Below are 21,227 nucleotides of genomic sequence, written 5' to 3'. Positions count from 1 at the left end.
CTCAGGCGGGCGTGCTGCCCAGCAGCGTGCGCGTCATGGCGTTGCGCGTGTCGAGCAGCTCGTCGAGCGCACCCGAGAGGTCGGCGGCCGAGACCGCGAGCTCCTCGCCGTCGGCCGTGCGCGTCGCCGCGAGCAACGCCGCACGCCGGAGCAGCTCCTTGAGGAAGGACGCCGTCACGCCCTCGGTGCGGGCGATGACGTCGTCCAGACCGGAGGTGTCCACCCGGAGATCGCCCCGGTAGAGCGCGAAGAGCGCCCGCCTCCCGGCGGCGTCCGGCAGCTCGAGCGCGACCGCCTGGTCGACCCGCCCCGGGCGCGCCGCCAGCGCGGGCTCGAGCAGGTCCGCACGGTTCGTGGTCAGGACGAAGACGACGTCGGCGTCCTCGGCCAGCCCGTCCATCTCGTTGAGCAGCTGGAACAGCAGCGGGTGCTGGCCGGGATGCATGCCGCGGTCCTCGGCGATCAGGTCGACGTCCTCGATGATCAGCATCGCCGGCTGCAGCGCCCGGGCCACCGAGCACGCCTCGGCGATCAGGTGCAGCGCGTTGCCGGTCAGCTGCAGGACCGTGGTGCCGACCAGGCTGCTGGTCAGGTAGCGGACGGTGTGCGTCTTGCCGACGCCCGGCGGCCCGTAGAGCAGCAGGCCGCGCTTGAGGTGCTGGCCGGCGGCGAGCAGCCGCTCCTTGTGCCGGGCCACCTCCACCACCTGCCGGCGGACCTCCGCCAGCGTCTCGGGCGCGAGGATCAGCTGGTCGGCGGTCATCACCGGCCGGCGGTGGAACTGCAGCAGCGTCTGGCCGTGGCCGAACACCTCCTGCCCGAAGCTGAGCACCTGCCCGCGGAAGACGTTGTGCTCGAGGGTGGCGGCCCGGATCGCCGCGGCGGACCGCAGCGCCGCCTCGGGATCGGTGCTGACGAGCTGCACGGAGGCGTTGTTGGTGCCGAACTCCGGGGTGGCTCCGCGCAGCAGCAGAGCGGTGCGCACCTCCCCCTCCGTGACCAGGTAGATGCCGCAGCGCAGGCAGGCCCGCACCTCGCCGTCCGGACCGGACGCGAGGTTGACCGTCGCCGGGTTGCCAGGGCTCAGGCCGTACGGGTCGTGGACGCCGTCGCCGGCCGCGACCAGATCGCCGAGCCCGAACATCGCGTGCTGGAAGTTCGTGACCCCGACCAGCTCCCACGTCCGGCCGGGCGCGGCGAGCCAGGCGTCGAGCCCCGCCTGCACGTTGACGTGGTCGTAGCCGGGCCAGGTCTCCTCGACCACCTCGAGGGTCGAGGCCCCGGCGCCCAGGTGGTCGTTGAGGATCCGCGACAGCCGCGGTCGCTCGGCGGCGCGGGCAGCGCCCACCACCGCCCGCAGCCCGCGCCGGGCCAGCCGTCCCACGTCGGCGAGCTCGGGGCGCAGGTCGCCGTCCGCGGGCGCGCCGACGGGACCCGGGACCGCTCCGGGGTAGGCGCTCCACCCGTACCTCGCCACTGCCGCCTCCTGCTCGTCGGGAGGCGGACCGTAGCGGAACCAGGCAGGCTCGCGCGCGGCCTTTCAGCTGCGGCTGGTCCAGGCCCCCACGTCACGGCCGGTCGGGGCGAAGACGTCGGCCGCGCGCTCCGGCCGCAGCGCCACGAACAACCCCTCCGCCTCCGCGAGCGTCGAACCGGGGTCGTCCTCCGCGACGATGCGCGCGGTCGCGGTGGTGCGCCGCCCCTCGGTGGTCCCGACCTCGGCCGTGGCGAGGAGCGGGACGCCGAGGTGCACCGGACGGCGGTAGGTGACGGTGAGCGTCGCGGTGAGCCCGCCGCGGCCGGCGGCGCGCACCGCCCGCGCCAGGACGTGGTCGAGCAGCGTCGCGACGACGCCGCCGTGCACGAGCCCGGGTGGCCCCTCGTGCGGCTTCCCCAGCGTGACCCGACCGGTCGCCCGGCCGTCGGGCGTGCTCGAGGCCTCCATCGGCGGTGCGACGGGGTTGCCCGGCCCGTAGACCGGGCTGTACCAGCGCTCGCCGGTCTCCGGGTCGTCGACCCCGGCGATGTCGTGCAGACCGCGGGTCTCCGCGCGCAGCAGCGCCGCCAGCTGCCGGGCGCCGTCGGTGGCGGCTGCCAGGTCCTCCAGGGAGACCTCGGTGCGGACGGCGGCGTCGACCAGGTCGCGCAGCGCCGACCCGAGCTCCCCCACCGCCGCGCGCCGGACCTCGCGGCTCACCGGCTCATCCCGGCCTCGCGCAGGAGGCCGCCGCCGATGATCACGCGCTGGACCTCGCTGGTGCCCTCGTAGAGCCGGAACAGCCGGGCGTCGCGGTAGAAGCGCTCGACCGGCGTCGTCCGCAGGTAGCCCATGCCGCCGTGCACCTGGACAGCCGCGTCGGTCGCCCGGCCCACCATCTCGGTGCAGAAGAGCTTGGCCGACGACGGGCCGATCGACATGTCCTCGCCGCTGTCGTACCGCTCGGCCACCTCGCGCACCAGAGCGCGGCCGGCCAGCAGCTCGGCGTGCATGTCGGCGAGCAGGCCCTGCACCAGCTGGAACCGACCGATCGGTGCTCCGCCCTGCTTCGCGGTCGCGGCGTAGGCGACCGACTCGTCCAGCACCCGCTGCGCCATGCCGACGCAGAGCGCGGCGATGTGCAACCTGCCGCGGGACAGCACGGTGAGCGCCTTCGCGTACCCGCGCCCTTCCTCGCCGATCAGCGCGTCGGCCGGCACCCGGACGTCGTCGAAGAAGACCTCCGCCGTCCAGGCGCCCGACTGGCCCATCTTCTTGTCCTTGGGGCCGACGGTGACGCCGGGCGTCGAGGTCTCGACGACGAAGCTGGAGATGCCCCGGCCGCCCTTCTCCTCGGGGTTGCTGCGGGCGAAGACGACGAACAGGTCGGCGATCGGCGCGTTCGTGATGTAGCGCTTGCTGCCGTTGATGACCCACTGGTCGCCGTCGCGGCGGGCGGTCGTCCGGAGGCCGGCCGGGTCGGAACCCGCCTCGGCCTCGGTGAGCGCGAAGGAGCCGATCAGCTCGCCGGCGGCCAGCCGCGGCAGGTACGTCACCTTCTGCTCGTCGGTGCCGAACTTGGCGATGACCTGGCCGGCGATGCCGTTGTTGGTCCCGAACAGCGAGCGGAACGCGGGGGTGGTGTAGCCGAACTCGAAGGCCAGCTGCACGTCCTCGGTCATGGTGACGCCGAGCCCGCCGTGCTCCTCGGGCAGGGCGTACCCGAACAGGCCCATGTCGGCGGCCTGCGCCCGGAGGTCGTCGGGGATGCGGTCCTCGTCCTCGATCTGCTCCTCGCGGGGGACGACGGACCCGCGGACCAGCTGGCGCACGGCGTCCCGGATCTGGCGGAAGTCAGCGGTGTCCACGCCGGTCATGGTGACGCGCGCCGCGGACCGGCCTCCCGCCGGGGTCCGGAGACGGCCGGCGTCCCATTCCGTGAACTTCCTGCAATCAATCGGTTGCTCTCCGTTGTGAAGAGGTTCCGTCCGACCTAGGCTCGGAGATGGCCGCCGAACACAGGTGGCCGACGCATCCGGTCCACGGAGGCAAGGTGCCGCAGCTGAACGTCGCTCTCGTCCCCGCTCCCGACCAGGTCGTCCTCCGGCTCACCGGTGACGTCGACCTCTCCACGTCACCCCTGGTCGCCGACGCGCTCGGGCAGGCGGCGGGGCTGGGCACGCCGCAGGTGGTCGTCGACCTGGGGTCCGCGCGGTTCTGGGACTGCTCCGGGTTGCACGAGCTCGTGCGGTTCACCCGGGAGCTGCAGGCCGCCGGCCGGTCCTGCCGCGTCGTGGCCGCCCAGCCGGCGACCCGGCGGCTGATCGGGATGGCGAACCTGACGGCCGGGCTCCAGCTCGACGTCGTCCGGCCCGCCGCGGCCTTCCGCGGCAACGTCGCCGCACGGGCATCCGGCCGGCGGGTGCGCCGGGCGGCCGCCTCCGTGACCGGCGACCTGGTGGCCGCCGGTCACGGTCGCTGAGGCTCAGGCCAGGGCGTCGAGCCGGGCCATGTCCTCGTCGGACAGGGTCAGCCGGGCAGCGCCGAGGTTCTCGGTGAGGTGGTCGACGGACTTGGTGCCCGGGATGGGCAGCACGACCGGCGACTTCTGCAGCAGCCAGGCCAGCGCGACCTGCGACGGCGTCGCGTCGAGCTCGCGGGCGATGTCGGCGACCGGGCTGTCCGGGGCGGCGAGGTCGCCGGTGGCGATCGGGAACCACGGGATGAACGCGATTCCCTCGGCGGTGGCGTAGTCGAGCACGTCCTGGCTCTGCCGGTTGGTCAGGTTGTAGAGGTTCTGGACGCTGACCACGTCGACGATCTCCCGCGCCGCCTGCAGCTCCGCCACGGAGACCTCCGAGACGCCGATGTGGCGCACCTTGCCCTGGTCCTGGAGTTCCTTGAAGGCGCCGAGCTGGTCGGCCAGGGGTACCTGCGGGTCGATGCGGTGCAGCTGGATGAGGTCGATGCGGTCGACCTTCAGGTTGCGCAGGGACAGCTCGACCTGCTGGGTGAGGTACTCGGGCCGCCCGCACACCGGCCACTCGCCCGGACCGGTCCGGGTCAGCCCGGCCTTCGTGGCGATGACGAGGCCGTCGGGGTACGGGTACGCCGCCTCGGCGATGATCTGCTCGCTGACCTGGGGGCCGTAGGAGTCGGCGGTGTCGATGAAGTCGACGCCCTGCTCGATCGCCGCCCTGACCACCGCGAGGGCACCGGGCCGGTCGGCCGGCTCACCCCAGACGCCGGGGCCGGTGAGCTGCATCGCGCCGTAGCCGAGCCGGTGGACGGGGAGGTCCCCGCCGATGGTGAACGTGTCGCTGATCTGTGCGGTCGTCATGGACATGGCCAGCACGGGACGACGCGCGGGTGTTCCCGGCGGCGTGTTCGATGGCCGCATGGGCGAAGTCATCGTGGTGCGCCACGGGCAGACCGAGTGGAGCCGGAACGGGCAGCACACGGGCCTGACCGACCTCCCGCTGCTCCCCGACGGGGAGGACGACGGCCGGCGGCTGCGGCCGGTCCTCGCGGGGCGGCACATCACGCACGCCTTCGTCAGCCCGCTCGCCCGCGCCCGCCGGACCGCCGAGCTGGCCGGGTTGATGGACGGCGCCGTCGCGACCGAGCTGGAGCCGGACCTGGTCGAGGTCGACTACGGCGGCTACGAGGGCCGGACGACCAAGGAGATCAGCGCGGACCTGGGACGGCCCTGGTCGCTGTGGGCGGACGGCACGGTCCCCGGCGACACCCCCGGAGAGACCCTGGCGGAGGTCGCGACGCGCGTGGACCGCGTGCTGGGCACCGTCCGCCCGCTGCTCGCGGACGGCGACGTCGCCCTGGTCGCGCACGGCCACGTGCTGCGGATCCTCACCGCCCGCTGGCTGGGGCTCGACCCCGAGGCCGGCGCGCTCTTCCCGCTGGCGACCGGTCGCTACGGCGTCCTGGGGCACGAGCACGACTGGCCCGCCCTGACCGGCTGGAACACCGGCTGCCCCTGATGCGCGAGGTCAGCGCCGGGCAGGGGTGACCGGCTGCCAGCGTCCCGCCGGTTCCTCCACCGGCGGCTCCGGCCGCACCGGGCGGCCGAAGAGCCAGCCCTGGCCCAGGTCCGCCCCGAGCGCGGTCACCTCGTCGGCGAGCCGCTCGGTCTCGATCCCCTCGGCGACGACGACGGCGCCCAGCTGGTGCGCCAGGTCGGTGACGGCCTTCAGGACGGTGCGGGCGCCGTCGTCGGGCAGCTCCTGCACCAGCGCCTTGTCGAGCTTGACCACCTCGGGGCGCACCGCGGCCAGCAGCGACAGGCTGGACCAGCCGGCGCCGACGTCGTCGAGGGCCACGCGCCACCCCAGGGTCCGGTAGTGGTCGAGGATCGAGACGAGGTGCCCGCGGTCGGCGATGGCGTGCGACTCCACCACCTCGAACACCAGCTGCCCGGGGTCGATCCCGGTCTCGTGGACGACGCGCTCGGTGCTGGCCAGGCACACCTGCGGCCGCAGGATCGACGTCGGGTTGAAGTTGACGTAGAGGTCGTCGTCCCCGAGCCAGGGCACGGCGCCGGTGATCGCCGACTCCCGGCCGATGCGGTCGAGCCGGTCCAGCCAGCCGGCCTGTTCGGCCACGAAGAACAGGTCGCCGCCGCCCACCTCGCGGTTGTCGACGACGCCGCGCAGCAGCGCCTCGTGCGCGACGACGGAGCGGTCGGCGAGGGAGACGATCGGCTGGTAGACCGACCAGAACTCCGCCTCGGCGAGGACCCCCACCTCGACCGTGACTCCCCGCCGGGCCAGCTCGACGGCGAGGGTCGGCGCGGTGAGCAGGCGGGCGGTGAGCGCGGTCGGCTCGGTCGGCGGGTCGGTGACGACCCGCAGCGCCTCGGTCTCGGCCGCGGTGAGCTCCCGGGCCAACCGCTGGAAGAGGACCTCGAGCCGCCGCCCGCCCCAGTCGTCGAGGACGTCGACCAGCTGGGGCGAGGAGCGCACGGTCATCCCCAGCGCCTTGGCCAGGCGGGCGACGGTCGGCAGCACGTGGTCGGCGGAGGTGGCCAACAGGGCGCGGGTCGCGGGCCCCGGGACCTCCCAGTTCCGGCGGCAACCGCAGACACCGCCGCAGATGGTTCCCACCGTCGCAGGATGACCCACGCCGCGGCACGTTCCGGGCAGGCGCGCGGCGCCTCGCGAGCCCGGTCAGGTGATTGCCCAGTGAACTGACAGCCAAGTTCTGGAACGTTCCTAGCTTTATTGTCTAAGGTCTCGATCATGACCGCCCTCGCCTCGCCCAGCATCCCGCGCCCCAGCCGTGGTGGGCGCCCGCGCGACCCGAGCCGCGACGGCGTCATCCGGGCGGCGATCCTCCGGTTGCTGGCCGACGTCGGCTACGGCGCGCTGACGATGGACGCGGTGGCCTCCGAGGCGGGTGTGGGCAAGGCGACGATCTACCGCCGCTGGCGCACCAAGCAGGACCTCGTGGTCGACACGATCTCCGACCTGAACCGGGCCCAGGCCGAGGTGGTCGACACCGGGACCCTCGAGGGCGACCTGCGCGCGATGATGCACCAGATGGTGGCGATGATCGACGGCCCGACGGGGGCGGCGACGCTGTCGCTGCTGTCGACGATCCCGCACCAGCCGGCGCTGTCGCAGGCGTTCCAGGACGGGCCCCTCGCCGTCTGGCGCTCGTCGTTCCAGGAGCTGTGGGCCCGCGCCGAGGCGCGCGGCGAGATCGCCCCCGGGCTGGCGAACTCGGTGATCGCCGAGACCACGAGCGCCCTGATGGTGCAGCGCTGGCTGCTCACCGGGCGCCCGGTCGACGAGGCCTACGCCGACGAGGTGCTGGCCACCGTCGTCATGCCGCTGATCCGCTCGGCCGCCGCGACCGCCTGAGCGCGGCTCACCAGCCCAGGGTGCCCGGGTCCCCCTTGAACGGCCCGGTCACCTCGTCGGTGATCCAGCCGCCGTAGAACCCGCCGGCCTGGGGCCTGACCTCCTCGCCGTCGACCGTCGCGCGGTCCACGCGGGAGGGGTAGAAGGCGACAGCGCCCCGGAGGTGCTCGTACCCGGGGGTGGGGTCCTCGTAGGACCAGCCGGCGGCCGCGGAGCGCCGCCCGTCGACGACGACGTCCCAGTAGGTCGCCGCGCCCTTCCACTCGCACCACGACGAGCCGGCGGCCCGCTCCAGGACGCCGTCCGCGACGTCCTCGCGGGGCACGTAGTAGACCGGCGGGTGACTGGTCTCGCAGACGCGGACCGCGCGGACGGTGTCCGCGACGACCCGGCCGCCGAGCTCGACGACGACGTGCCGCGGGGTGACCTCGGCCGACGGCGGCCGGGGGTAGTCCCAGACCGATTCCTGGCCGGGCCCGACGGGGTCGGGGCGCGGGTGCATGCGGTCAGTCGTTGCGGTGCCGGATCCGCTGGACGACGACGACGGTGACCAGGAGGCCGACCGCGCCGACGGTGGCCATGCCGGCCGGGGTCTGCAGGAAGCGCTGGACGGCGTCCCGCCCCTTGGCCTTGATGCGCGCCGGGCTGGTCCGGTAGGTCAGCTGGTCCAGCGTGGCGGCCAGCGACTCGCGGGCGGCGTCGATCTCCAGCTGGATCTGTCGTGGGTCGCGAGGCACGGGCGACAGCCTGCCAGACGTTCTCCGGCGGGGCGCGTCCGGGAACGGCGAGGCCACCCGTGCGGGCTGCTCCTACACTCCGGGAGCCGAGCGGGAGTGGTGTAACGGCAGCCACGCCAGACTTAGGATCTGGTGCCTTCGGGCGTGCGGGTTCGACTCCCGCCTCCCGCACTCACCCGAGCTGCACGCGCAGCTCGATCGCCGTCGACGGGGTCTCCGGGTCGTCGTCGTCGACCACCGCGAGCAGGTGCAGCTCACCGCCGTGCACGCGGCGGAGGGCGAGGCCCTCGACCTTGTGCACGCGGCCCCCGACCTCCGGGATGGCGGCGGTTGCGAGGACCTCCTCGTCGTCCAGGAGGGCGAGGGCGGTGGCCACGACGGGGCCGTCGTCGACGGCGTTCGGGGTGTCCTCCGCCGCGGCGCTCAGCAGCACCCGCCCGTCGGGCAGCGCGACGGCGTCGGTGACCGCCAGCCCCACGCCCTCGACCTTCCCCAGCTCGTAGACGCGGGGCCGGCGGACCTCCACCGCCCCGGAGTCGGCCCGGCCGAGCAGCGCGTCGACGAGCGCCTCCAGCGGGACGTCGACGCTGCACGACGGCACACCGGCCGCCAGGTTGCCGCGGTTGAACCAGCGCACGGTGCCGCCGTGCCGGCTGGCTCCCTCCAGGTTGAGGTGCTCCACCGGGAGGCCGAGCTCGGCGGCAACGCTCGCGTAGAGCGGCCCGAGCTCGGCCGGCTCGACCTGGAACCCAGCCCCCGACCGGCGGACCAGGACTCCGCGCATGCGCCTCGGCGTGGACCCGGACCCGAGGACGACGACCGCGGGCTCGCCGTCGACCTCGGCGGGGCAGGCGACCTCGAGGTCGGGCTTCAGGTGCTTGGTGCCGGCCGCCTCGCCGAACCTGTCCAGGCCCTCGACCGGTGGGAGCAGCCGGACCGGTGCCACCCGCCGCCCGTGCAGCCACGCAGCGACGGTCGCGTCGTCCTGCGCGACCAGCCAGCCCGGCCCCAGCGGAGAGATCCCGGACGCGGCGGTCACCGGCGTGCCGTCGTCGAACCGCAGCGCCCTGACGTCGTCCACGTGAACCCGCACGGGCGTTCTGTGCCCGCGGGCCGCTCGTCCCACGCGGGCTTCCGTCCGGAGGACGGCTGCAGCATGCTGCGGCGATGGGCTTCTACGGACGACATCTCCGGCCCCGCCTGCACACGTACGCCCTGAACGAGCGGTTGACCGGCGAGGTGCGCGACCGGGTGTGCGACGGCCTGGCCGGGGACGTCCTGGAGATCGGCTTCGGGAGCGGCCTGAACCTGCCCCACCTACCGGCAGGAGTGACCGGCGTCTGGGCCGTAGAGCCGTCGGCGACGGCGCTGGAGCTCTCGCTCCCCCGGCGCGAGGCCTCCGCGGTCCCGGTCGTCGTCGCCGGGGAGGACGCGCAGGTGCTGCCGTTCCCGGACCGCCGGTTCGACTCGGCGCTGTGCACCTGGGTGCTCTGCGGCATCCCGGACGGCGACGCCGCGCTGAGGGAGCTCGCCCGGGTCCTCAAGCCCGGCGGCGAGGTGCACTTCGTCGAGCACGGCCTGGCGCCCGACCCGGGTGTGGTCCGGTGGCAGCGACGGGGCAACCGCATCAACCGGGTGGTGTCCGGCTGCGTCCTCGACAACGACGTCGTCGGCCTCCTGGACCGCTCGCCCCTGACCGTGACGGATCTGCGCACCGGGTACGAGCCGGGGGCTCCGAAGGCCGCCGGGTACATGTACGAGGGCCGCGCCCGCGCCTGACCTCACCCCTCGGGGTGGAACAGCGCCGGCGGCGCTGAGGTGGAGCCGCGCGCCGGCCGACCTCATCCCCATGACCAGCTCTGCCTCGTGGCTGCCCGCCGCCATCGTCCGCGCCGCCGTCGTTCCCGCTCCCCCGGCGCAGGACGTGCCGCGGCGCGGTCGTCACGCCGCTCCGGAGGTGCCCGGCGAGATCCGCATCGCCACCCCGGACGACCTCAAGCGCTCCGGCCGGCACGCCGAGACCGAGTGGAGCCGCGAGCTGCACGACCCGAGGCGCGACGAGGCGGACTCGCTGGCGTGGCTGGGCTTCCGGACTGCCCGCCGCTGATCGTCAGCGGGGCGCCAGCACCTCGGCCAGCACCGGCACCAGTGCCGCGAAGGCCTGGCCGCGGTGGCTGCGCGCGTCCTTCTCGGCCGGGCTCAGCTCCGCCGAGGTGAGCCCGAGCCCCTCGGGCACGAACACCGGGTCGTAGCCGAACCCGTTGGTGCCGCGCTTCTCGCGGATCACCCGCCCGCGCCAGTGCCGCTCGATCACCCGCTCCGCGCCGTCGGGCGTGACGAGCGCGGCCGCGCAGACGAACGCCGCCCCCCGCCGCTCGTCGGGCACGTCGGCGACCTGGCCCAGCAGCAGCGCGGTGTTGGCGTCGTCGTCCCCGTGCCGGCCCGACCAGCGCGCCGACAGCACACCGGGCATCCCGTTGAGGGCGTCGACGGCGAGACCCGAGTCGTCGGCCACGGCCGGCAGCCCGGTGTACCGCACCGCCTCGCGCGCCTTGAGGAGGGCGTTCTCCTCGAAGGTCGCGCCCGTCTCGGGCGCCTCCGGATACTCCGGCACGTCCCGGAGTCCGATCACCTCCACGCCGGGGACGGCGGTCTCCAGCAGCCGCTGCAGCTCCGCGAGCTTGCCGGCGTTGCGGGTGGCCAGGAGCAGGCGGGTGGTCATCGCCCGAGCGCGTCGGCCTGCAGCCGGGACAGCTCGCCGCAGCCGGCGACCGCCAGGTCGAGCAGCGCATCGAGGGTCTTCCGGTCGAAGACGGCGCCCTCCGCGGTGCCCTGCACCTCCACGAAGTTCCCGTCGCCGGTGCAGACGACGTTCATGTCGGTGCCGGCCTTCACGTCCTCCTCGTAGGCGAGGTCGAGCCGCGGTTCCCCGTCGATGACGCCCACGCTGACCGCGGACACCGACTGCACGATCGCCGTCGGACGGGCCAGCTTCTTGCGCTCCCCGAGCCAGGAGACGGCGTCGGCGAGGGCGACGTAGGCACCCGTGATGGCGGCGGTGCGGGTGCCGCCGTCGGCCTGGAGGACGTCGCAGTCGAGGGCGATGCTGTTCTCACCCAGGGCCGCCAGGTCGATCGAGGCGCGCAGCGAGCGGCCGATCAGCCGGCTGATCTCGTGGGTGCGCCCGCCGATGCGTCCCTTCACCGACTCCCGGTCGCTGCGGGTGTGGGTGGCGCGCGGCAGCATCGAGTACTCGGCGGTCACCCAGCCCAGCCCCGAGCCCTTGCGCCAGCGGGGCACGCCCTCGGTGACGCTGGCCGCGCACAGCACGCGGGTCCGCCCGAACTCGACGAGCACCGACCCTTCCGCGTGGTCGAGCCAGTTGCGCGTGATGGTCACCGGACGGAGCTGGTCGGCGCTGCGGCCGTCGGGGCGTGTCACGGGGACCCAGGGTAGTGGGGCGCCCCGCACGGCCCGCCGCCGTGCACCACCGCCCCCGCCCGGCCAGGATCGTCGGCATGCGATCGGAGCTGCGTGCCGTCCGGACCGGTGGCGTCCCCGTGGTGGTGGACCTGACCGACGAGTGCGCCGACTTCGTGCGCCAGGAGGCCGACGGGCTGCTGCAGGTGTTCGTGCCGCACGCGACGGCCGGCATCGCGATCCTGGAGACCGGCTCGGGCAGCGACGACGACCTCCTCGCCCAGCTCGACGAGCTCCTCCCCCGGGACGACCGGTGGCGCCACCGGCACGGCTCCGCAGGACACGGCCGGGACCACGTCCTCCCCGCATTCGTGCCTCCGCACGCGACCGTGCCGGTCCTCGAGGGCCTCATGCAGCTGGGCACGTGGCAGCGCATCTGCCTGGTGGACACCAACGTGGACAACCACACCCGCCACGTCCGGTTCTCGTTCCTGGGCGGCTGACGGGCCCGCCCCCCGAGCCCCCCTCCCGCTGCGGCACCTGCGCACGGCAGGATGCGGGGCATGAGCGAGTCCGTCTCCGCCCCCGTCCGCCTCTCCCCCGGCGACCCGGCGCCGGCCTTCACGCTCCCCGACGCCGACGGGAAGCCGGTCTCCCTCGCCGACCACCGCGGCCGCCGCGTGATCGTCTACTGCTACCCGGCGGCGATGACCCCTGGGTGCACCACGCAGGCCGTCGACTTCACCGCGGCCGCGGGCGACCTCGCGGAGGCCGGGCTGGACATCATCGGGATCTCGCCCGACGAGCCCGACAAGCTGCTGCGGTTCCGGGAGAAGGAGAACCTCGGCATCACGCTGGTCTCCGACACCGAGAAGACCGTGCTGCGGGCCTACGGCGCCTACGGCCCCAAGAAGCTGTACGGCAAGGAGGTCGTCGGCGTGATCCGCTCGACGTTCATCGTCGACGCCGAGGGCCGCATCGAGCAGGCGTCCTACAACGTCAAGGCGACCGGGCACGTCGCGAAGCTGATGCGCGACCTCGGGATCGACTAGGTCTCACGCGCGCCACGTCCCCGGCCGCGGCTGGCACTCCGGGCCGCAGGGGTAGTCGTCGTCCCAGGGGAACGTCCCGTCCGCGTGGCTCCACGTGAGCTGGTGGGCGGGCACCGAGTACTCGGCGGGCCGCTCGTAGAAGCGGTTCGCGGCGAGCAGCACCTCCCCCGGGTTGGGCAGCGGTTCGACCACGATCCGGCCGCCCCGGTCCGGCCAGGTCAGCAGCTCACCGGCCACCAGGTCGCGCCCGTCGGCCACCATGCCGGCCACCCGGCCGAGGATCCCGTGCGCGTTGTCGTGCCCCAGCCCCACGAGCACCAGCTCCGGGTGGCCGAGGCCGAACAGGCCGATCGTGTAACCGAACGCCGGCTCGTCGGGGCCGTCGCCCGCTCCGACGTACTGGACCGCCCAGCGGTGGGCGCGGATGGTCTGCGCGAGGTGCGCGTCCTCCTGGTCGAGCCAGGCGAGCGTCTGCGGGTCGTGCGTCATGGGGGCAGCGTGCGCCGGAGGACCGACAGAACGCCCTGCCCCACCGGCGGCCTGTGGACGGGCGCCCGCCCTGGGGACGGCGGTCAGCCGCCGCCGGACTCCCGTGCCGCTCGCTTGCGGCGCTTGCCCTCGTGCATGGCCTGCACCCGAGCGATCGGGATGGTGTGGCCCTCCGCGACGAGGTCGGCCGGCAGCCGCTGCGGCTCCGGCAGCGCTTCCGCCCACGGGTCGCGGTCGCCGAGCAGGCCGGGCGCCGTCGTCACCGTGAAGTCGGCGGGACGCACGTCGTCGAGGTCGGACCAGGCCACGGGGAACGACACCGGCAGTTCCGGCCGGATCCGCGGGCTGTACGCCGCCACGATCGTGCCCTGACCCGAGCGGGTCGAGTCGACGAAGACCCGGCCGCCCCGGTCCTCCTTGATGTAGGCCGTGGTCGCCAGCTCCGGGTCGAGGGCGGCGGTGCGGGCGGCCAGCGCGCGCGTGGCGGCGGCGACGTCCTCGAACGGCGACCCGCCCACCGGGACGACGACGTGCAGGCCCTTGGAACCGCTGGTCTTGACCGCACCCGTGAGACCCGAGCCGTCGAGCGCCTGCCGGACCAGGCGCGCGGCGGCCACGACGACCGGGAAGTCGGCGCCCTCGGGCGGGTCCAGGTCGAGCACGAGGCCGGTGGGCTCGTCCTCGCCGACCCGGAAGAAGGGGACGTGCAGCTCGACGGCGCGCTGGTTGGCCAGCCACAGCAGCGTGCGCCGGTCGTCGCAGAGGACCTGCTGGATCTCGCGGTGGGAACCCTCCGACCACATCGGCGCCGTCCGCACCCAGTCGGGAGCGCCCTTGCTGACGTTGCGCTGCATGAACGGCGCCTGGCCCGGCCGCACCCGCTTCACCGACAGCGGCCGGCCGGCGAGCAGCGGCACCAGCCGGTCGGCGACGGCGTCGGCGTAGTCGACCAGCGCCCGCTTCGTCACCTCGAGCCCGTCGCCCAGGGGCGCGTCCAGGCTGGAGAACGTGACGCCGTCGCGCTCCTCCTCGGCCACGTCCGAGCCTAGATCTCGTACGTCGCGCCGGAGCGGACCAGCTCGGTCTCGGAGAACACCGCGCTGGCGGCGAACAGCTGGCCGATCTCGTCCACCCACGCCGGGATGTGGGTGAGCAGCAGCCGGCCGACGCCGGCGGCCGCCGCGTGCTCCCCCGCTTCCCTGCCGGTCAGGTGCAGACCGCCGGGCAGGTCGGGCCCCGGCGGGTGGGCGGCCTCCGCCAGCAGGACGTCGGCGCCGCGGGCGAGCTCGACGACCCGGTCGCTGGGACCGGTGTCGCCGGTGTAGACCAGGGAACGGCCGCCGGCGGTGAGCCGGATGGCGTAGCACTCGACGGGGTGCGCGGTGCGCGCGAGCGTCACGTCGAACGGGCCGAGGGTGAACGAACCCGGGCCGACCGGCACGAAGTCGAAGACGTCGGTGACGCCCTCGCCGTCGGCGTCGTAGGCGAGGGCCAGCCGCCGCTCCGCGGCGACCGGTGCGTACAGCGGCACCTGCTCCTTCGTCGCACGGCCGGAGTACCGGTGCCAGACGACGAACGGCGCGACGTCGAGGCAGTGGTCGGCGTGCAGGTGGGAGAGGAACACCGCGTCGATCGAGTCGGGGTCGGCGAGGCCCTGCAGCGCGCCGAACGCCCCGTTGCCGAGGTCGAGCAGCAGGCGGAACCCGTCCTGCTCCACGAGGTAGCAGGACGCGGCCGACCGCGGACCGGGGGCGCTGCCCGAGCAGCCGACGACGGTGAGTCTCACGCCGCCTCCCCCCGTCGCATCTCCATGGCGCGGGTCAGGCTAGCGGCCGGTGCTGACGCTCCGCAGACCGCGTGTGACCGACCGGGCCGGGTTCACGCCCAGAGCTGGCCCTCCAGCGCCGAGGTCGCCTCCTCGAGCGAGCCGGCGTAGGCACCGGTCGACAGGTACTTCCAGCCGCCGTCGCAGACGATGAAGACGATGTCGGCGTGCCGGCCGGCGGCGACCTCCTTGTCGGCGATGCCGAGGGCGGCGTGCAGGATCGCGCCGGTCGAGATGCCGGCGAAGATCCCCTCGCGCTCGACCAGCTGACGCGTGCGGTGGATGGCGTCGTCGGGGCCGACCGAGAAGCGCGAGTCCAGCAGCGAGGCGTCGTAGAGCTCGGGGATGAAGCCCTCGTCGATGTTGCGCAGGCCGTAGACCAGCTCGCCGTAGCGCGGCTCGGCGGCGATCACCTGGACGTCGGGCTTGTTCTCGCGCAGGAAGCGGGAGACGCCCATCAGCGTGCCCGTCGTCCCCAGGCCGGCGACGAAGTGGGTGATCGTCGGCAGGTCGGCGAGGATCTCCGGACCGGTGCCGTCGTAGTGCGCCTGGGCGTTGGCCGGGTTGCCGTACTGGTACAGCATCACCCAGTCCTCGTGCTCGGCCGCGAGCCCCTTCGCGACGGCGACGGCCTGGTTCGACCCCCCGGCGGCCGGCGAGGAGATGATCTGCGCGCCGTACATCTCGAGCAGCTGCCGGCGCTCCACCGAGGTGTTCTCCGGCATGACGCAAATCAGCTTGTACCCGCGCTGGCGGGCCACCATGGCCAGCGAGATGCCGGTGTTGCCGCTCGTCGGCTCCAGGATCGTCGACCCGGGCTGCAGCGACCCGTCCTTCTCCGCCGCCTCGATCATCGCGATCGCGGCGCGGTCCTTGATCGACCCGGTGGGGTTGTGGTCCTCGAGCTTGGCCCACAGCCGGACGTCAGAGGTCGGCGACAGGTTCGGCAGCCCCACGAGCGGGGTGCCGCCGAGGGAGTCGACGAGGGAGGCGAATCGCGCCATGAGGTCAGCCGCCGGCGACGGCCGGGAGGATCGTCACCGAGTCGCCGTCCTTGACCTCGGTGTCGAGCGCGCCGGTGAACCGCACGTCCTCGTCGTTGACGTAGACGTTCACGAAGCGGTGCAGCTTGCCCTCCTCGGTGACGAGGCGGTTCTTCAGGCCGGGGTGCTTGGTGTCGAGGTCGTCGACGAGCGCGCCGAGCGTGGCGCCGCTGCCCTCGACGGTCTTGTTGCCGCCGGTGTGGGTGCGCAGGATGGTGGGGATCCGGACCTCGATGGCCATGGCGTGCGGTTCTCCTCGCGAGCAGGGGTGTCAGGGCGCCGCGGTACGGCAGCGTTCGTGCGTCTGGTCGGGGCAACGCCCCTCGCCCGCGGCCGATTCCGGACCGCGGGGCAGATCACGTGTCAGTCGTAGACGACGGTCGTCGGGGTGTGCCCGAACAGGTAGGACTCGACGACCTCGACGTCCTCCTCGCGCACCTCGCCCCCGACGATGCGGAAGCTGCGGAACTCGACCTCGTCCTCGACCAGGCCGGTCCGCTCCCCGTGGTGACGGGTGGAGACCAGCACGTAGTGCGCCTCGGGCTCGGACGCGTAGCTGATGTCGGTCCGCGAGGGGTAGGCCTCGGTGGCCGTGTGCGAGTGGTAGACGACGACCGGGACCTCGTCGCGGGCGTCCATGTCCCGGTACAGCTTCAGCAGGTCCGCCGAGTCGAACTCGTAGAACGTCGGGGACCGCGCCGCGTTGAGCATCGGGATGAACCGCTCCGGGCGGTCGCTGCCCTCGGGCCCGGCGACGACGCCACAGGCCTCGTCCGGGTGGTCCTCCCGGGCGTGGGCCACGATGGCGTCGTAGGTCGCGCGGTCGATGCGCAGCACGGCACCAGTCTAGGTGGCGCGATCCGGCCGCCCATGGCGTGGTCCCGCCCGACCGTCCGATGCGCTGCCCGTACCGATACGTTGCGTGACGTGCTGGTGAAGCTTCTGGTGGCCGCGGGGGTGCTCGTCCTCCCGGTTCCCGCTCTCGTCATGGGGGCCCGGGGCCTGATGAAGCGCCCCGGTTACAGCGCCGACGAACCGGCCGACCGCGTCTCCTACGTACTGGTGGTCGCCCTCCGCGCGCTGGTGCTGCTGCTCGTGCTCGCGCTCTCCGCGGTCGTCCTCGTGTCGACCGTCGGCGCGGTCGTCGTCGACGTCCCGCTGCACGGCATGGTCTACGTGCTGTTCGGCCTGGACGTCCTGCTCGCGCTGCTGATCGTGCTCAGCTTCGGCCGGCGCGCGCGGCGATCAGTGCGTCGACGAGTGAGCCCTGCAGCGCGGTGAGCCAGTAGTAGACGGCCAGCTGCTGGTCCTCGTCGCCGGTGATCTCCTCCGGCGGCTCGGTGTCCTCGCTGATGTCCAGCCGGGTGCCCAGCGCCAGCCGCAGGTCGTTCGTCGTCCGCAGCCAGGCCGCCGCCTGGTCGGCGTCCAGGCGGACCTCTCCGCCGCCGTCGGGCAGGGTGGCCCGGACGGTCGCGAGGTCGTCGGCCTTGCCGCTGCGCAGCGCGCTCTCGGTCAGCTCCCGGTAGTCGGCGGCGAGCTCGGCGTCCCCCCGGTGCCCCGGGGGCAGCAGCCGGGCCATGACCGGGTCGCCACCCACGTCGTCCGAGTCGGCGTCCAGCAGCTGCTCGAGCTGGTCGAGCAGCAGTCCGACGATGCCGGACTCGGCCGGCTCGAGGCGGGCGACGACGCTGCCGCCCGTGGCGCGGAAGGGCCTCATGAGTCCCGCTGGAAGCTCGCCCACAGCCCGTAGGCGTGCAGCCGGCTGGTGTCGTGCTCCATCCGCTCCCGCGGGCCGGAGCTCACGATCGCCCTGCCCTCGTGGTGGACCTGGAGCGTCAGCGTCGTGGCCGTGGGCTCGTCGTAGCCGAACAGCTCCTGCAGCACGAACGTCACGTAGGTCATGAGGTTGACGGGGTCGTTCCACACGACGGTCACCCACGGGCGGTCGAGGTCGCCGCGTTCCTCGTCGGTGGTCTCCGGGATCACCGTCGGGGCGAGAGGTCCGGACACGCACTCCACCTTAGGACGCCGATCTGCCCTGGTCCCCGGCCCCGCCTACGCTCCCCGATCATGGTTGTGGACACCGGGCTGACTCCCCCGCCGGCACCCGCGCTCTTCACCGACAGGTACGAGCTGACGATGGTCGCCGCCGCGCTGGCCGACGGCACCGCCGGGCGCGACTGCGTCTTCGAGGTCTTCGCCCGCCGCCTCCCCCACGGCCGGCGCTACGGCGTCCTCGCCGGCACCGGGCGGCTGCTCGAGGCGCTGCCCTACTTCCGCTTCGGGGACGGCGAGCTGGCCGCGCTGCGCGAGCAGGGGCTGACCGACGCCCGCCTCCTGGACTGGCTGGCGGACTTCCGGTTCTCCGGCGACGTCGACGGCTACGCCGAGGGGGACCTCTACTTCCCCGGCTCGCCGGTGCTCACCGTCCGCGCCCCGTTCGCCGAGGGCGTGCTGCTGGAGACGCTCGCCCTCTCGGTCCTCAACCACGACAGCGCCATCGCCTCGGCCGCCGCCCGCATGGTCGCCGCGGCGTGCGAGCGGCCCTGCATCGAGATGGGCTCGCGGCGCACCCACGAGGAGGCAGCCGTCGCCGCCGCCCGTGCCGCCTACCTGGTCGGCTTCGCGACCACCTCGAACCTGGAGGCCGGCCGCCGCTACGGCGTCCCCACCAGCGGCACCAGCGCGCACGCCTTCACGCTCCTGCACGACGACGAGCGCTCGGCCTTCCAGGCGCAGGTGGACACCCTCGGCCCCGGGACGACGCTGCTCGTGGACACCTACGACGTCGACCAGGGCATCCGGACGGCGGTCGAGGTGGCCGGGCCCGAGCTGGGCGGCATCCGCCTCGACTCCGGCGACCTGCCCACGCTGGCCACCCACGCCCGCGAGCTGCTCGACTCCCTCGGCGCGACGAAGACCCGCATCGTGGTCACCAGCGACCTGGACGAGTACGCGATCAGCGGTCTCATGGCCGCGCCGGTCGACCGCTACGGCGTCGGCACCTCCCTGGTGACCGGGTCCGGCGCCCCCACGGTCGGGATGGTCTACAAGCTCGTCGAGCGCGACGGCGTCCCGGTGGCGAAGAAGTCGGAGGGCAAGCGCTCCGTCGGGGGCCGCAAGCACGCCGTCCGCCGGCACGACGCCGACGGCATCGCGACCGCGGAGGTGGTCAGCAGCGCGCCGGTCACGCCCCGGGACGGCGACCGCGACCTCGTCGTCCCCCTGGTGCGGGGCGGCGAGCTCTGCGAGGAGGTCGGCCCGGCCGACGCCCTGACCCGCGCACGCGCGCACCACGAGCGGGTCCGCGAATCCCTCCCGGCGGAGGCCTGGGCACTGTCCCGCGGCGAGCCGGTGCTGGAGACTGCGTCCTCGTGACCCGCGCGCTGATCGTCGTCGACGTCCAGAACGACTTCTGCGAGGGCGGCAGCCTCGCCGTGGCGGGCGGTGCCGCGGTCGCGGCCGCGATCACCGAGCACATGTCGTCGACGGCCTACGACCACGTCGTCGCCACCCGGGACCACCACATCGATCCGGGGCACCACTTCGCCGATCAGCCGGACTTCCTCGAGACGTGGCCGGCGCACTGCGTCGTCGGCACCGGCGGCGTGGAGCTCCACGAGGCGCTGGACCGCGGGCCGATCGAGGCGGTGTTCGACAAGGGCGAGTACGCCGCGGCCTACTCCGGGTTCGAGGCGAGGTCCGACGGCGTGCTGCTGGCCGACTGGCTGCGGGAGCGCGGAGTGGATGCCGTCGACGTCGTCGGCATCGCCACCGACCACTGCGTGCGGGCCACCGCGCTCGACGGGGTGGGCAGCGGCTTCGCCACGCGGGTCCTCCTGCCGCTCACCGCGGGCGTCGCCGAGGCGTCGACCGACGCGGCCCTGGACCAGCTCCGCACGGCGGGCGTCGAGCTCGAGGGCGCCGTCCACCGCCCGTAGGGACCCGACCCGCGTCCTCCCTCACCGTTCCGGGTCCTTCCTCACGGTCGACCACGAGGGGGACCCGTGGTGATCAGGGACCCTGATCATCAGGGAACGGCGTCGAGGACCTCGTCGCGGGTGAAGCCGAGCACCTGCAGGACGGCGTCCAGGTAGGGCTGGTTGAGCGCGGTGTGCGCCTGCTCGCGCACGAACGGCTTGGCGTTGAAGGCGATCCCGAGCCCCGCGGTGCTGAGCATGTCGAGGTCGTTGGCGCCGTCGCCCACCGCGACCGTCTGCTCCAGCGGGATCCCGTACTGCGCGGCGAAGCGGGCCAGCGCCCGGGCCTTGCCGGGGCGGTCGACGATCTCGCCCACGAGCCCGCCGGTCAGCTTCCCGTCGACGACCTCCAGGGTGTTGGCGGCGGCGAAGTCGAGGCCCAGCGTCTCGGCGAGCGGGTCAGTGATCTGCGTGAAGCCGCCGCTGACGATCCCGCAGCGGAAGCCCAGCCGCTGGAGCGTGCGGATGAGGGTCCGCGCCCCCGGCGTCAGCACCAGGTGCTCGCGGACCTCGTCGAGCACCTCCACGGGCAGCCCCGCCAGCACGCCCACGCGGGCTCGCAGCGACTCGGCGAAGTCCAGCTCCCCGTTCATGGCCGCGGCGGTGATGCGGGCGACCTCGGCGGCGCGTCCGGCGCGGGCGGCCAGCTCGTCGATCACCTCGCCCCGGACGAGCGTGGAGTCCACGTCGAGCACGATCAGGCGCTTGCTGCGGCGGGCCAGCCCCACCTGCTCGACGGCGATGTCGGCCCCGGTCGTGGCGGCCACCTCGGCCAGGCGCGTGCGCAGCGTCGTCCCGTCGGCGCCGGACACGGTGAGCTCGAAGCTGGTGACCGGGTAGTCCGAGAGCCGGCGGATGGCGTCGATGTTGCCCCCGACGTCGGCGATCGCCCGCGCGGCGCCGCCCACGGCGTCCGGCGGCACCGGCCGGCCCAGCACGATGACGTGGTGCGGGCGGTCCGCCGGCCGGGGCGCCGGCTCGTCGGGCGACACCGGCTCCACGGTCACCTCCAGGCCCGTGTCCGCGGAGACCTGACCGGCCAGCGCGCCGAGGTGGGCGAGCAGGGCGCCCTGGTCGGGCACGCCCTCGCCGGGCAGCGCGGCGACCACGACGCCCAGCACGAGGTGCCCGTGCACGACGACCTGCTCCACGTCGAGCACCTCGACGGGGACCGGGCCGTCGCCGGACGCGAGCGCGGCGAACAGCCGGGCGGTCACCCCGGGTCGGTCGTCGCCGGAGACGGTCAGGACGGCCTGCGCCGTTCCCGGGACGGGCGCCGGGTGACGGGGGTGGGGGTCGAGCTGCACGCCGTCATCGTGCCTGAC

Annotated in this window: 29 protein-coding genes and 1 tRNA gene; 11 read left to right on the top strand and 19 right to left on the bottom strand. The window is 74.0% G+C overall.

Annotation, left to right across the window (positions count from 1 at the left end):
* Nucleotide 1: 1 nt before the first annotated feature.
* From DCS98_RS10070 to DCS98_RS10060, 3 genes are all read right to left on the bottom strand, one after another.
* The gene (locus DCS98_RS10070) at nt 2-1,477 is read right to left on the bottom strand and encodes an AAA family ATPase (protein ID WP_116451241.1); all 1,476 of its coding nucleotides are present in this window, start codon (nt 1,475-1,477) and stop codon (nt 2-4) included.
* A 63-nt stretch (nt 1,478-1,540) separates the two neighbouring features.
* Nucleotides 1,541-2,197 (bottom strand): PaaI family thioesterase, encoded by a 657-nt coding sequence (locus DCS98_RS10065; RefSeq protein ID WP_116451240.1) that lies wholly within the window; start codon nt 2,195-2,197, stop codon nt 1,541-1,543.
* Nucleotides 2,194-3,345, bottom strand: coding sequence for an acyl-CoA dehydrogenase family protein (locus tag DCS98_RS10060; RefSeq protein ID WP_420837351.1), 1,152 nt, complete (start codon nt 3,343-3,345; stop codon nt 2,194-2,196). The genes DCS98_RS10065 and DCS98_RS10060 overlap by 4 nt, the downstream gene beginning before the upstream one ends.
* Before the next feature lie 185 nt (nt 3,346-3,530).
* On the opposite strand from DCS98_RS10060, the gene DCS98_RS10055 reads away from it, so the two are divergent.
* Nucleotides 3,531-3,959 carry an STAS domain-containing protein gene (locus DCS98_RS10055; protein ID WP_164704491.1) on the top strand — a complete coding sequence of 143 codons (429 nt, stop codon included), beginning with the start codon at nt 3,531-3,533 and terminating at the stop codon, nt 3,957-3,959.
* A gap of 3 nt (nt 3,960-3,962) precedes the next feature.
* Here the strand turns inward: DCS98_RS10055 and DCS98_RS10050 are convergent, their stop codons facing one another.
* Nucleotides 3,963-4,823 carry an aldo/keto reductase gene (locus DCS98_RS10050; RefSeq protein WP_241037515.1) on the bottom strand — a complete coding sequence of 287 codons (861 nt, stop codon included), beginning with the start codon at nt 4,821-4,823 and terminating at the stop codon, nt 3,963-3,965.
* A gap of 52 nt (nt 4,824-4,875) precedes the next feature.
* Between DCS98_RS10050 and DCS98_RS10045 the strand changes: the two genes are divergently transcribed.
* The gene (locus DCS98_RS10045) at nt 4,876-5,475 is read left to right on the top strand and encodes a histidine phosphatase family protein (protein ID WP_116451522.1); all 600 of its coding nucleotides are present in this window, start codon (nt 4,876-4,878) and stop codon (nt 5,473-5,475) included.
* A gap of 9 nt (nt 5,476-5,484) precedes the next feature.
* Here the strand turns inward: DCS98_RS10045 and DCS98_RS10040 are convergent, their stop codons facing one another.
* Nucleotides 5,485-6,597, bottom strand: a complete 1,113-nt coding sequence (locus DCS98_RS10040; protein ID WP_116451237.1) for an EAL domain-containing protein — start codon at nt 6,595-6,597, stop codon at nt 5,485-5,487.
* 135 nt (nt 6,598-6,732) lie between these two features.
* On the opposite strand from DCS98_RS10040, the gene DCS98_RS10035 reads away from it, so the two are divergent.
* A complete protein-coding gene (locus tag DCS98_RS10035) occupies nt 6,733-7,356 on the top strand; it encodes a TetR/AcrR family transcriptional regulator (RefSeq protein ID WP_116451236.1) in 624 nt (207 codons plus the stop codon).
* Between the two features lie 7 nt (nt 7,357-7,363).
* Here the strand turns inward: DCS98_RS10035 and DCS98_RS10030 are convergent, their stop codons facing one another.
* Nucleotides 7,364-7,858 (bottom strand): DUF427 domain-containing protein, encoded by a 495-nt coding sequence (locus tag DCS98_RS10030; protein WP_116451235.1) that lies wholly within the window; start codon nt 7,856-7,858, stop codon nt 7,364-7,366.
* A gap of 4 nt (nt 7,859-7,862) precedes the next feature.
* Entirely contained in the window at nt 7,863-8,093 is a 231-nt protein-coding gene (locus DCS98_RS10025; protein ID WP_116451234.1) for a DUF3618 domain-containing protein, read from the bottom strand.
* 90 nt (nt 8,094-8,183) lie between these two features.
* Here DCS98_RS10025 and DCS98_RS10020 point away from each other — a divergent pair.
* A tRNA-Leu gene (locus DCS98_RS10020) sits at nt 8,184-8,264 on the top strand.
* 1 nt (nt 8,265) lies between these two features.
* Here DCS98_RS10020 and DCS98_RS10015 read toward each other — a convergent pair.
* Complete coding sequence (locus DCS98_RS10015; RefSeq protein ID WP_116451233.1) at nt 8,266-9,186, bottom strand: DUF6910 family protein; 921 nt, start codon at nt 9,184-9,186, stop codon at nt 8,266-8,268.
* Nucleotides 9,187-9,260: 74 nt separating this feature from the next.
* Between DCS98_RS10015 and DCS98_RS10010 the strand changes: the two genes are divergently transcribed.
* Together DCS98_RS10010 and DCS98_RS10005 are read left to right on the top strand one after the other, a co-directional pair.
* Entirely contained in the window at nt 9,261-9,872 is a 612-nt protein-coding gene (locus DCS98_RS10010) for a class I SAM-dependent methyltransferase (RefSeq protein WP_116451232.1), read from the top strand.
* A gap of 70 nt (nt 9,873-9,942) precedes the next feature.
* Entirely contained in the window at nt 9,943-10,200 is a 258-nt protein-coding gene (locus DCS98_RS10005; protein ID WP_116451231.1) for a hypothetical protein, read from the top strand.
* A gap of 3 nt (nt 10,201-10,203) precedes the next feature.
* Here DCS98_RS10005 and rdgB read toward each other — a convergent pair whose 3' ends face one another.
* The gene (gene rdgB / locus DCS98_RS10000; protein ID WP_116451230.1) at nt 10,204-10,815 is read right to left on the bottom strand and encodes an RdgB/HAM1 family non-canonical purine NTP pyrophosphatase; all 612 of its coding nucleotides are present in this window, start codon (nt 10,813-10,815) and stop codon (nt 10,204-10,206) included.
* Nucleotides 10,812-11,534: a ribonuclease PH gene (gene rph / locus DCS98_RS09995; RefSeq protein ID WP_116451229.1), complete on the bottom strand. Its 723-nt coding sequence runs from the start codon at nt 11,532-11,534 to the stop codon at nt 10,812-10,814. The genes rdgB and rph overlap by 4 nt, the downstream gene beginning before the upstream one ends.
* Nucleotides 11,535-11,611: 77 nt before the next feature.
* Between rph and DCS98_RS09990 the strand changes: the two genes are divergently transcribed.
* Complete coding sequence (locus DCS98_RS09990) at nt 11,612-12,016, top strand: YjbQ family protein (protein ID WP_116451228.1); 405 nt, start codon at nt 11,612-11,614, stop codon at nt 12,014-12,016.
* Between the two features lie 60 nt (nt 12,017-12,076).
* Nucleotides 12,077-12,565, top strand: a complete 489-nt coding sequence (gene bcp, locus DCS98_RS09985; RefSeq protein WP_116451227.1) for a thioredoxin-dependent thiol peroxidase — start codon at nt 12,077-12,079, stop codon at nt 12,563-12,565.
* A 3-nt stretch (nt 12,566-12,568) separates the two neighbouring features.
* On the opposite strand, the gene DCS98_RS09980 is transcribed toward bcp, so the two are convergent.
* The 6 genes from DCS98_RS09980 to DCS98_RS09955 form a co-directional block, all read right to left on the bottom strand.
* Nucleotides 12,569-13,054 (bottom strand): DUF4262 domain-containing protein, encoded by a 486-nt coding sequence (locus DCS98_RS09980; protein ID WP_116451226.1) that lies wholly within the window; start codon nt 13,052-13,054, stop codon nt 12,569-12,571.
* A gap of 83 nt (nt 13,055-13,137) precedes the next feature.
* A complete protein-coding gene (locus tag DCS98_RS09975) occupies nt 13,138-14,091 on the bottom strand; it encodes a DNA polymerase domain-containing protein (RefSeq protein ID WP_116451225.1) in 954 nt (317 codons plus the stop codon).
* A gap of 8 nt (nt 14,092-14,099) precedes the next feature.
* Nucleotides 14,100-14,840, bottom strand: coding sequence for an MBL fold metallo-hydrolase (locus DCS98_RS09970; protein WP_116451224.1), 741 nt, complete (start codon nt 14,838-14,840; stop codon nt 14,100-14,102).
* 92 nt (nt 14,841-14,932) lie between these two features.
* Nucleotides 14,933-15,883 (bottom strand): PLP-dependent cysteine synthase family protein, encoded by a 951-nt coding sequence (locus DCS98_RS09965; protein WP_116451223.1) that lies wholly within the window; start codon nt 15,881-15,883, stop codon nt 14,933-14,935.
* Nucleotides 15,884-15,887: 4 nt separating this feature from the next.
* Nucleotides 15,888-16,163 (bottom strand): ubiquitin-like small modifier protein 1, encoded by a 276-nt coding sequence (locus DCS98_RS09960; protein WP_116451222.1) that lies wholly within the window; start codon nt 16,161-16,163, stop codon nt 15,888-15,890.
* A gap of 122 nt (nt 16,164-16,285) precedes the next feature.
* Complete coding sequence (locus DCS98_RS09955; RefSeq protein WP_116451221.1) at nt 16,286-16,759, bottom strand: M67 family metallopeptidase; 474 nt, start codon at nt 16,757-16,759, stop codon at nt 16,286-16,288.
* Between the two features lie 90 nt (nt 16,760-16,849).
* On the opposite strand from DCS98_RS09955, the gene DCS98_RS09950 reads away from it, so the two are divergent.
* On the top strand, nt 16,850-17,203 hold the full coding sequence (locus DCS98_RS09950) for a hypothetical protein (protein WP_116451220.1): 354 nt from the start codon (nt 16,850-16,852) through the stop codon (nt 17,201-17,203).
* Here the strand turns inward: DCS98_RS09950 and DCS98_RS09945 are convergent.
* Nucleotides 17,142-17,639, bottom strand: coding sequence for a DUF2017 family protein (locus DCS98_RS09945; protein ID WP_116451219.1), 498 nt, complete (start codon nt 17,637-17,639; stop codon nt 17,142-17,144). The genes DCS98_RS09950 and DCS98_RS09945 overlap by 62 nt on opposite strands.
* The gene (clpS, locus tag DCS98_RS09940) at nt 17,636-17,932 is read right to left on the bottom strand and encodes an ATP-dependent Clp protease adapter ClpS (RefSeq protein ID WP_116451218.1); all 297 of its coding nucleotides are present in this window, start codon (nt 17,930-17,932) and stop codon (nt 17,636-17,638) included. The genes DCS98_RS09945 and clpS overlap by 4 nt, the downstream gene beginning before the upstream one ends.
* 60 nt (nt 17,933-17,992) lie before the next feature.
* Between clpS and DCS98_RS09935 the strand changes: the two genes are divergently transcribed.
* Entirely contained in the window at nt 17,993-19,300 is a 1,308-nt protein-coding gene (locus DCS98_RS09935) for a nicotinate phosphoribosyltransferase (protein ID WP_116451217.1), read from the top strand.
* Nucleotides 19,297-19,863: an isochorismatase family protein gene (locus tag DCS98_RS09930; RefSeq protein WP_116451216.1), complete on the top strand. Its 567-nt coding sequence runs from the start codon at nt 19,297-19,299 to the stop codon at nt 19,861-19,863. The genes DCS98_RS09935 and DCS98_RS09930 overlap by 4 nt, the downstream gene beginning before the upstream one ends.
* Nucleotides 19,864-19,952: 89 nt before the next feature.
* On the opposite strand, the gene serB is transcribed toward DCS98_RS09930, so the two are convergent.
* Nucleotides 19,953-21,209 carry a phosphoserine phosphatase SerB gene (gene serB / locus DCS98_RS09925; RefSeq protein ID WP_116451521.1) on the bottom strand — a complete coding sequence of 419 codons (1,257 nt, stop codon included), beginning with the start codon at nt 21,207-21,209 and terminating at the stop codon, nt 19,953-19,955.
* Nucleotides 21,210-21,227: the final 18 nt, after the last annotated feature.

The sequence above is a fragment of the Blastococcus litoris genome, assembly GCF_003075095.1.
GTDB classification, from domain to species: domain Bacteria; phylum Actinomycetota; class Actinomycetes; order Mycobacteriales; family Geodermatophilaceae; genus Blastococcus_B; species Blastococcus_B litoris.
Note: the sequence above shows the minus strand (reverse complement) of the source record. Positions and strands in the feature narration are given on the sequence as shown.

What these genes read in the sequence shown, in the direction of transcription:
- DCS98_RS10050 (WP_241037515.1), bottom strand. Translation starts at nt 4,823, where the DNA reads ATGTCCATGACGACCGCACAGATCAGCGACACGTTCACCATCGGCGGG.
- DCS98_RS10045 (WP_116451522.1), top strand. Translation starts at nt 4,876, where the DNA reads ATGGGCGAAGTCATCGTGGTGCGCCACGGGCAGACCGAGTGGAGCCGG.
- DCS98_RS10035 (WP_116451236.1), top strand. Translation starts at nt 6,733, where the DNA reads ATGACCGCCCTCGCCTCGCCCAGCATCCCGCGCCCCAGCCGTGGTGGG.
- DCS98_RS10030 (WP_116451235.1), bottom strand. Translation starts at nt 7,858, where the DNA reads ATGCACCCGCGCCCCGACCCCGTCGGGCCCGGCCAGGAATCGGTCTGG.
- DCS98_RS10010 (WP_116451232.1), top strand. Translation starts at nt 9,261, where the DNA reads ATGGGCTTCTACGGACGACATCTCCGGCCCCGCCTGCACACGTACGCC.
- DCS98_RS10005 (WP_116451231.1), top strand. Translation starts at nt 9,943, where the DNA reads ATGACCAGCTCTGCCTCGTGGCTGCCCGCCGCCATCGTCCGCGCCGCC.
- rdgB (WP_116451230.1), bottom strand. Translation starts at nt 10,815, where the DNA reads ATGACCACCCGCCTGCTCCTGGCCACCCGCAACGCCGGCAAGCTCGCG.
- DCS98_RS09990 (WP_116451228.1), top strand. Translation starts at nt 11,612, where the DNA reads ATGCGATCGGAGCTGCGTGCCGTCCGGACCGGTGGCGTCCCCGTGGTG.
- bcp (WP_116451227.1), top strand. Translation starts at nt 12,077, where the DNA reads ATGAGCGAGTCCGTCTCCGCCCCCGTCCGCCTCTCCCCCGGCGACCCG.
- DCS98_RS09980 (WP_116451226.1), bottom strand. Translation starts at nt 13,054, where the DNA reads ATGACGCACGACCCGCAGACGCTCGCCTGGCTCGACCAGGAGGACGCG.
- DCS98_RS09965 (WP_116451223.1), bottom strand. Translation starts at nt 15,883, where the DNA reads ATGGCGCGATTCGCCTCCCTCGTCGACTCCCTCGGCGGCACCCCGCTC.
- DCS98_RS09960 (WP_116451222.1), bottom strand. Translation starts at nt 16,163, where the DNA reads ATGGCCATCGAGGTCCGGATCCCCACCATCCTGCGCACCCACACCGGC.
- DCS98_RS09945 (WP_116451219.1), bottom strand. Translation starts at nt 17,639, where the DNA reads ATGAGGCCCTTCCGCGCCACGGGCGGCAGCGTCGTCGCCCGCCTCGAG.
- DCS98_RS09935 (WP_116451217.1), top strand. Translation starts at nt 17,993, where the DNA reads ATGGTTGTGGACACCGGGCTGACTCCCCCGCCGGCACCCGCGCTCTTC.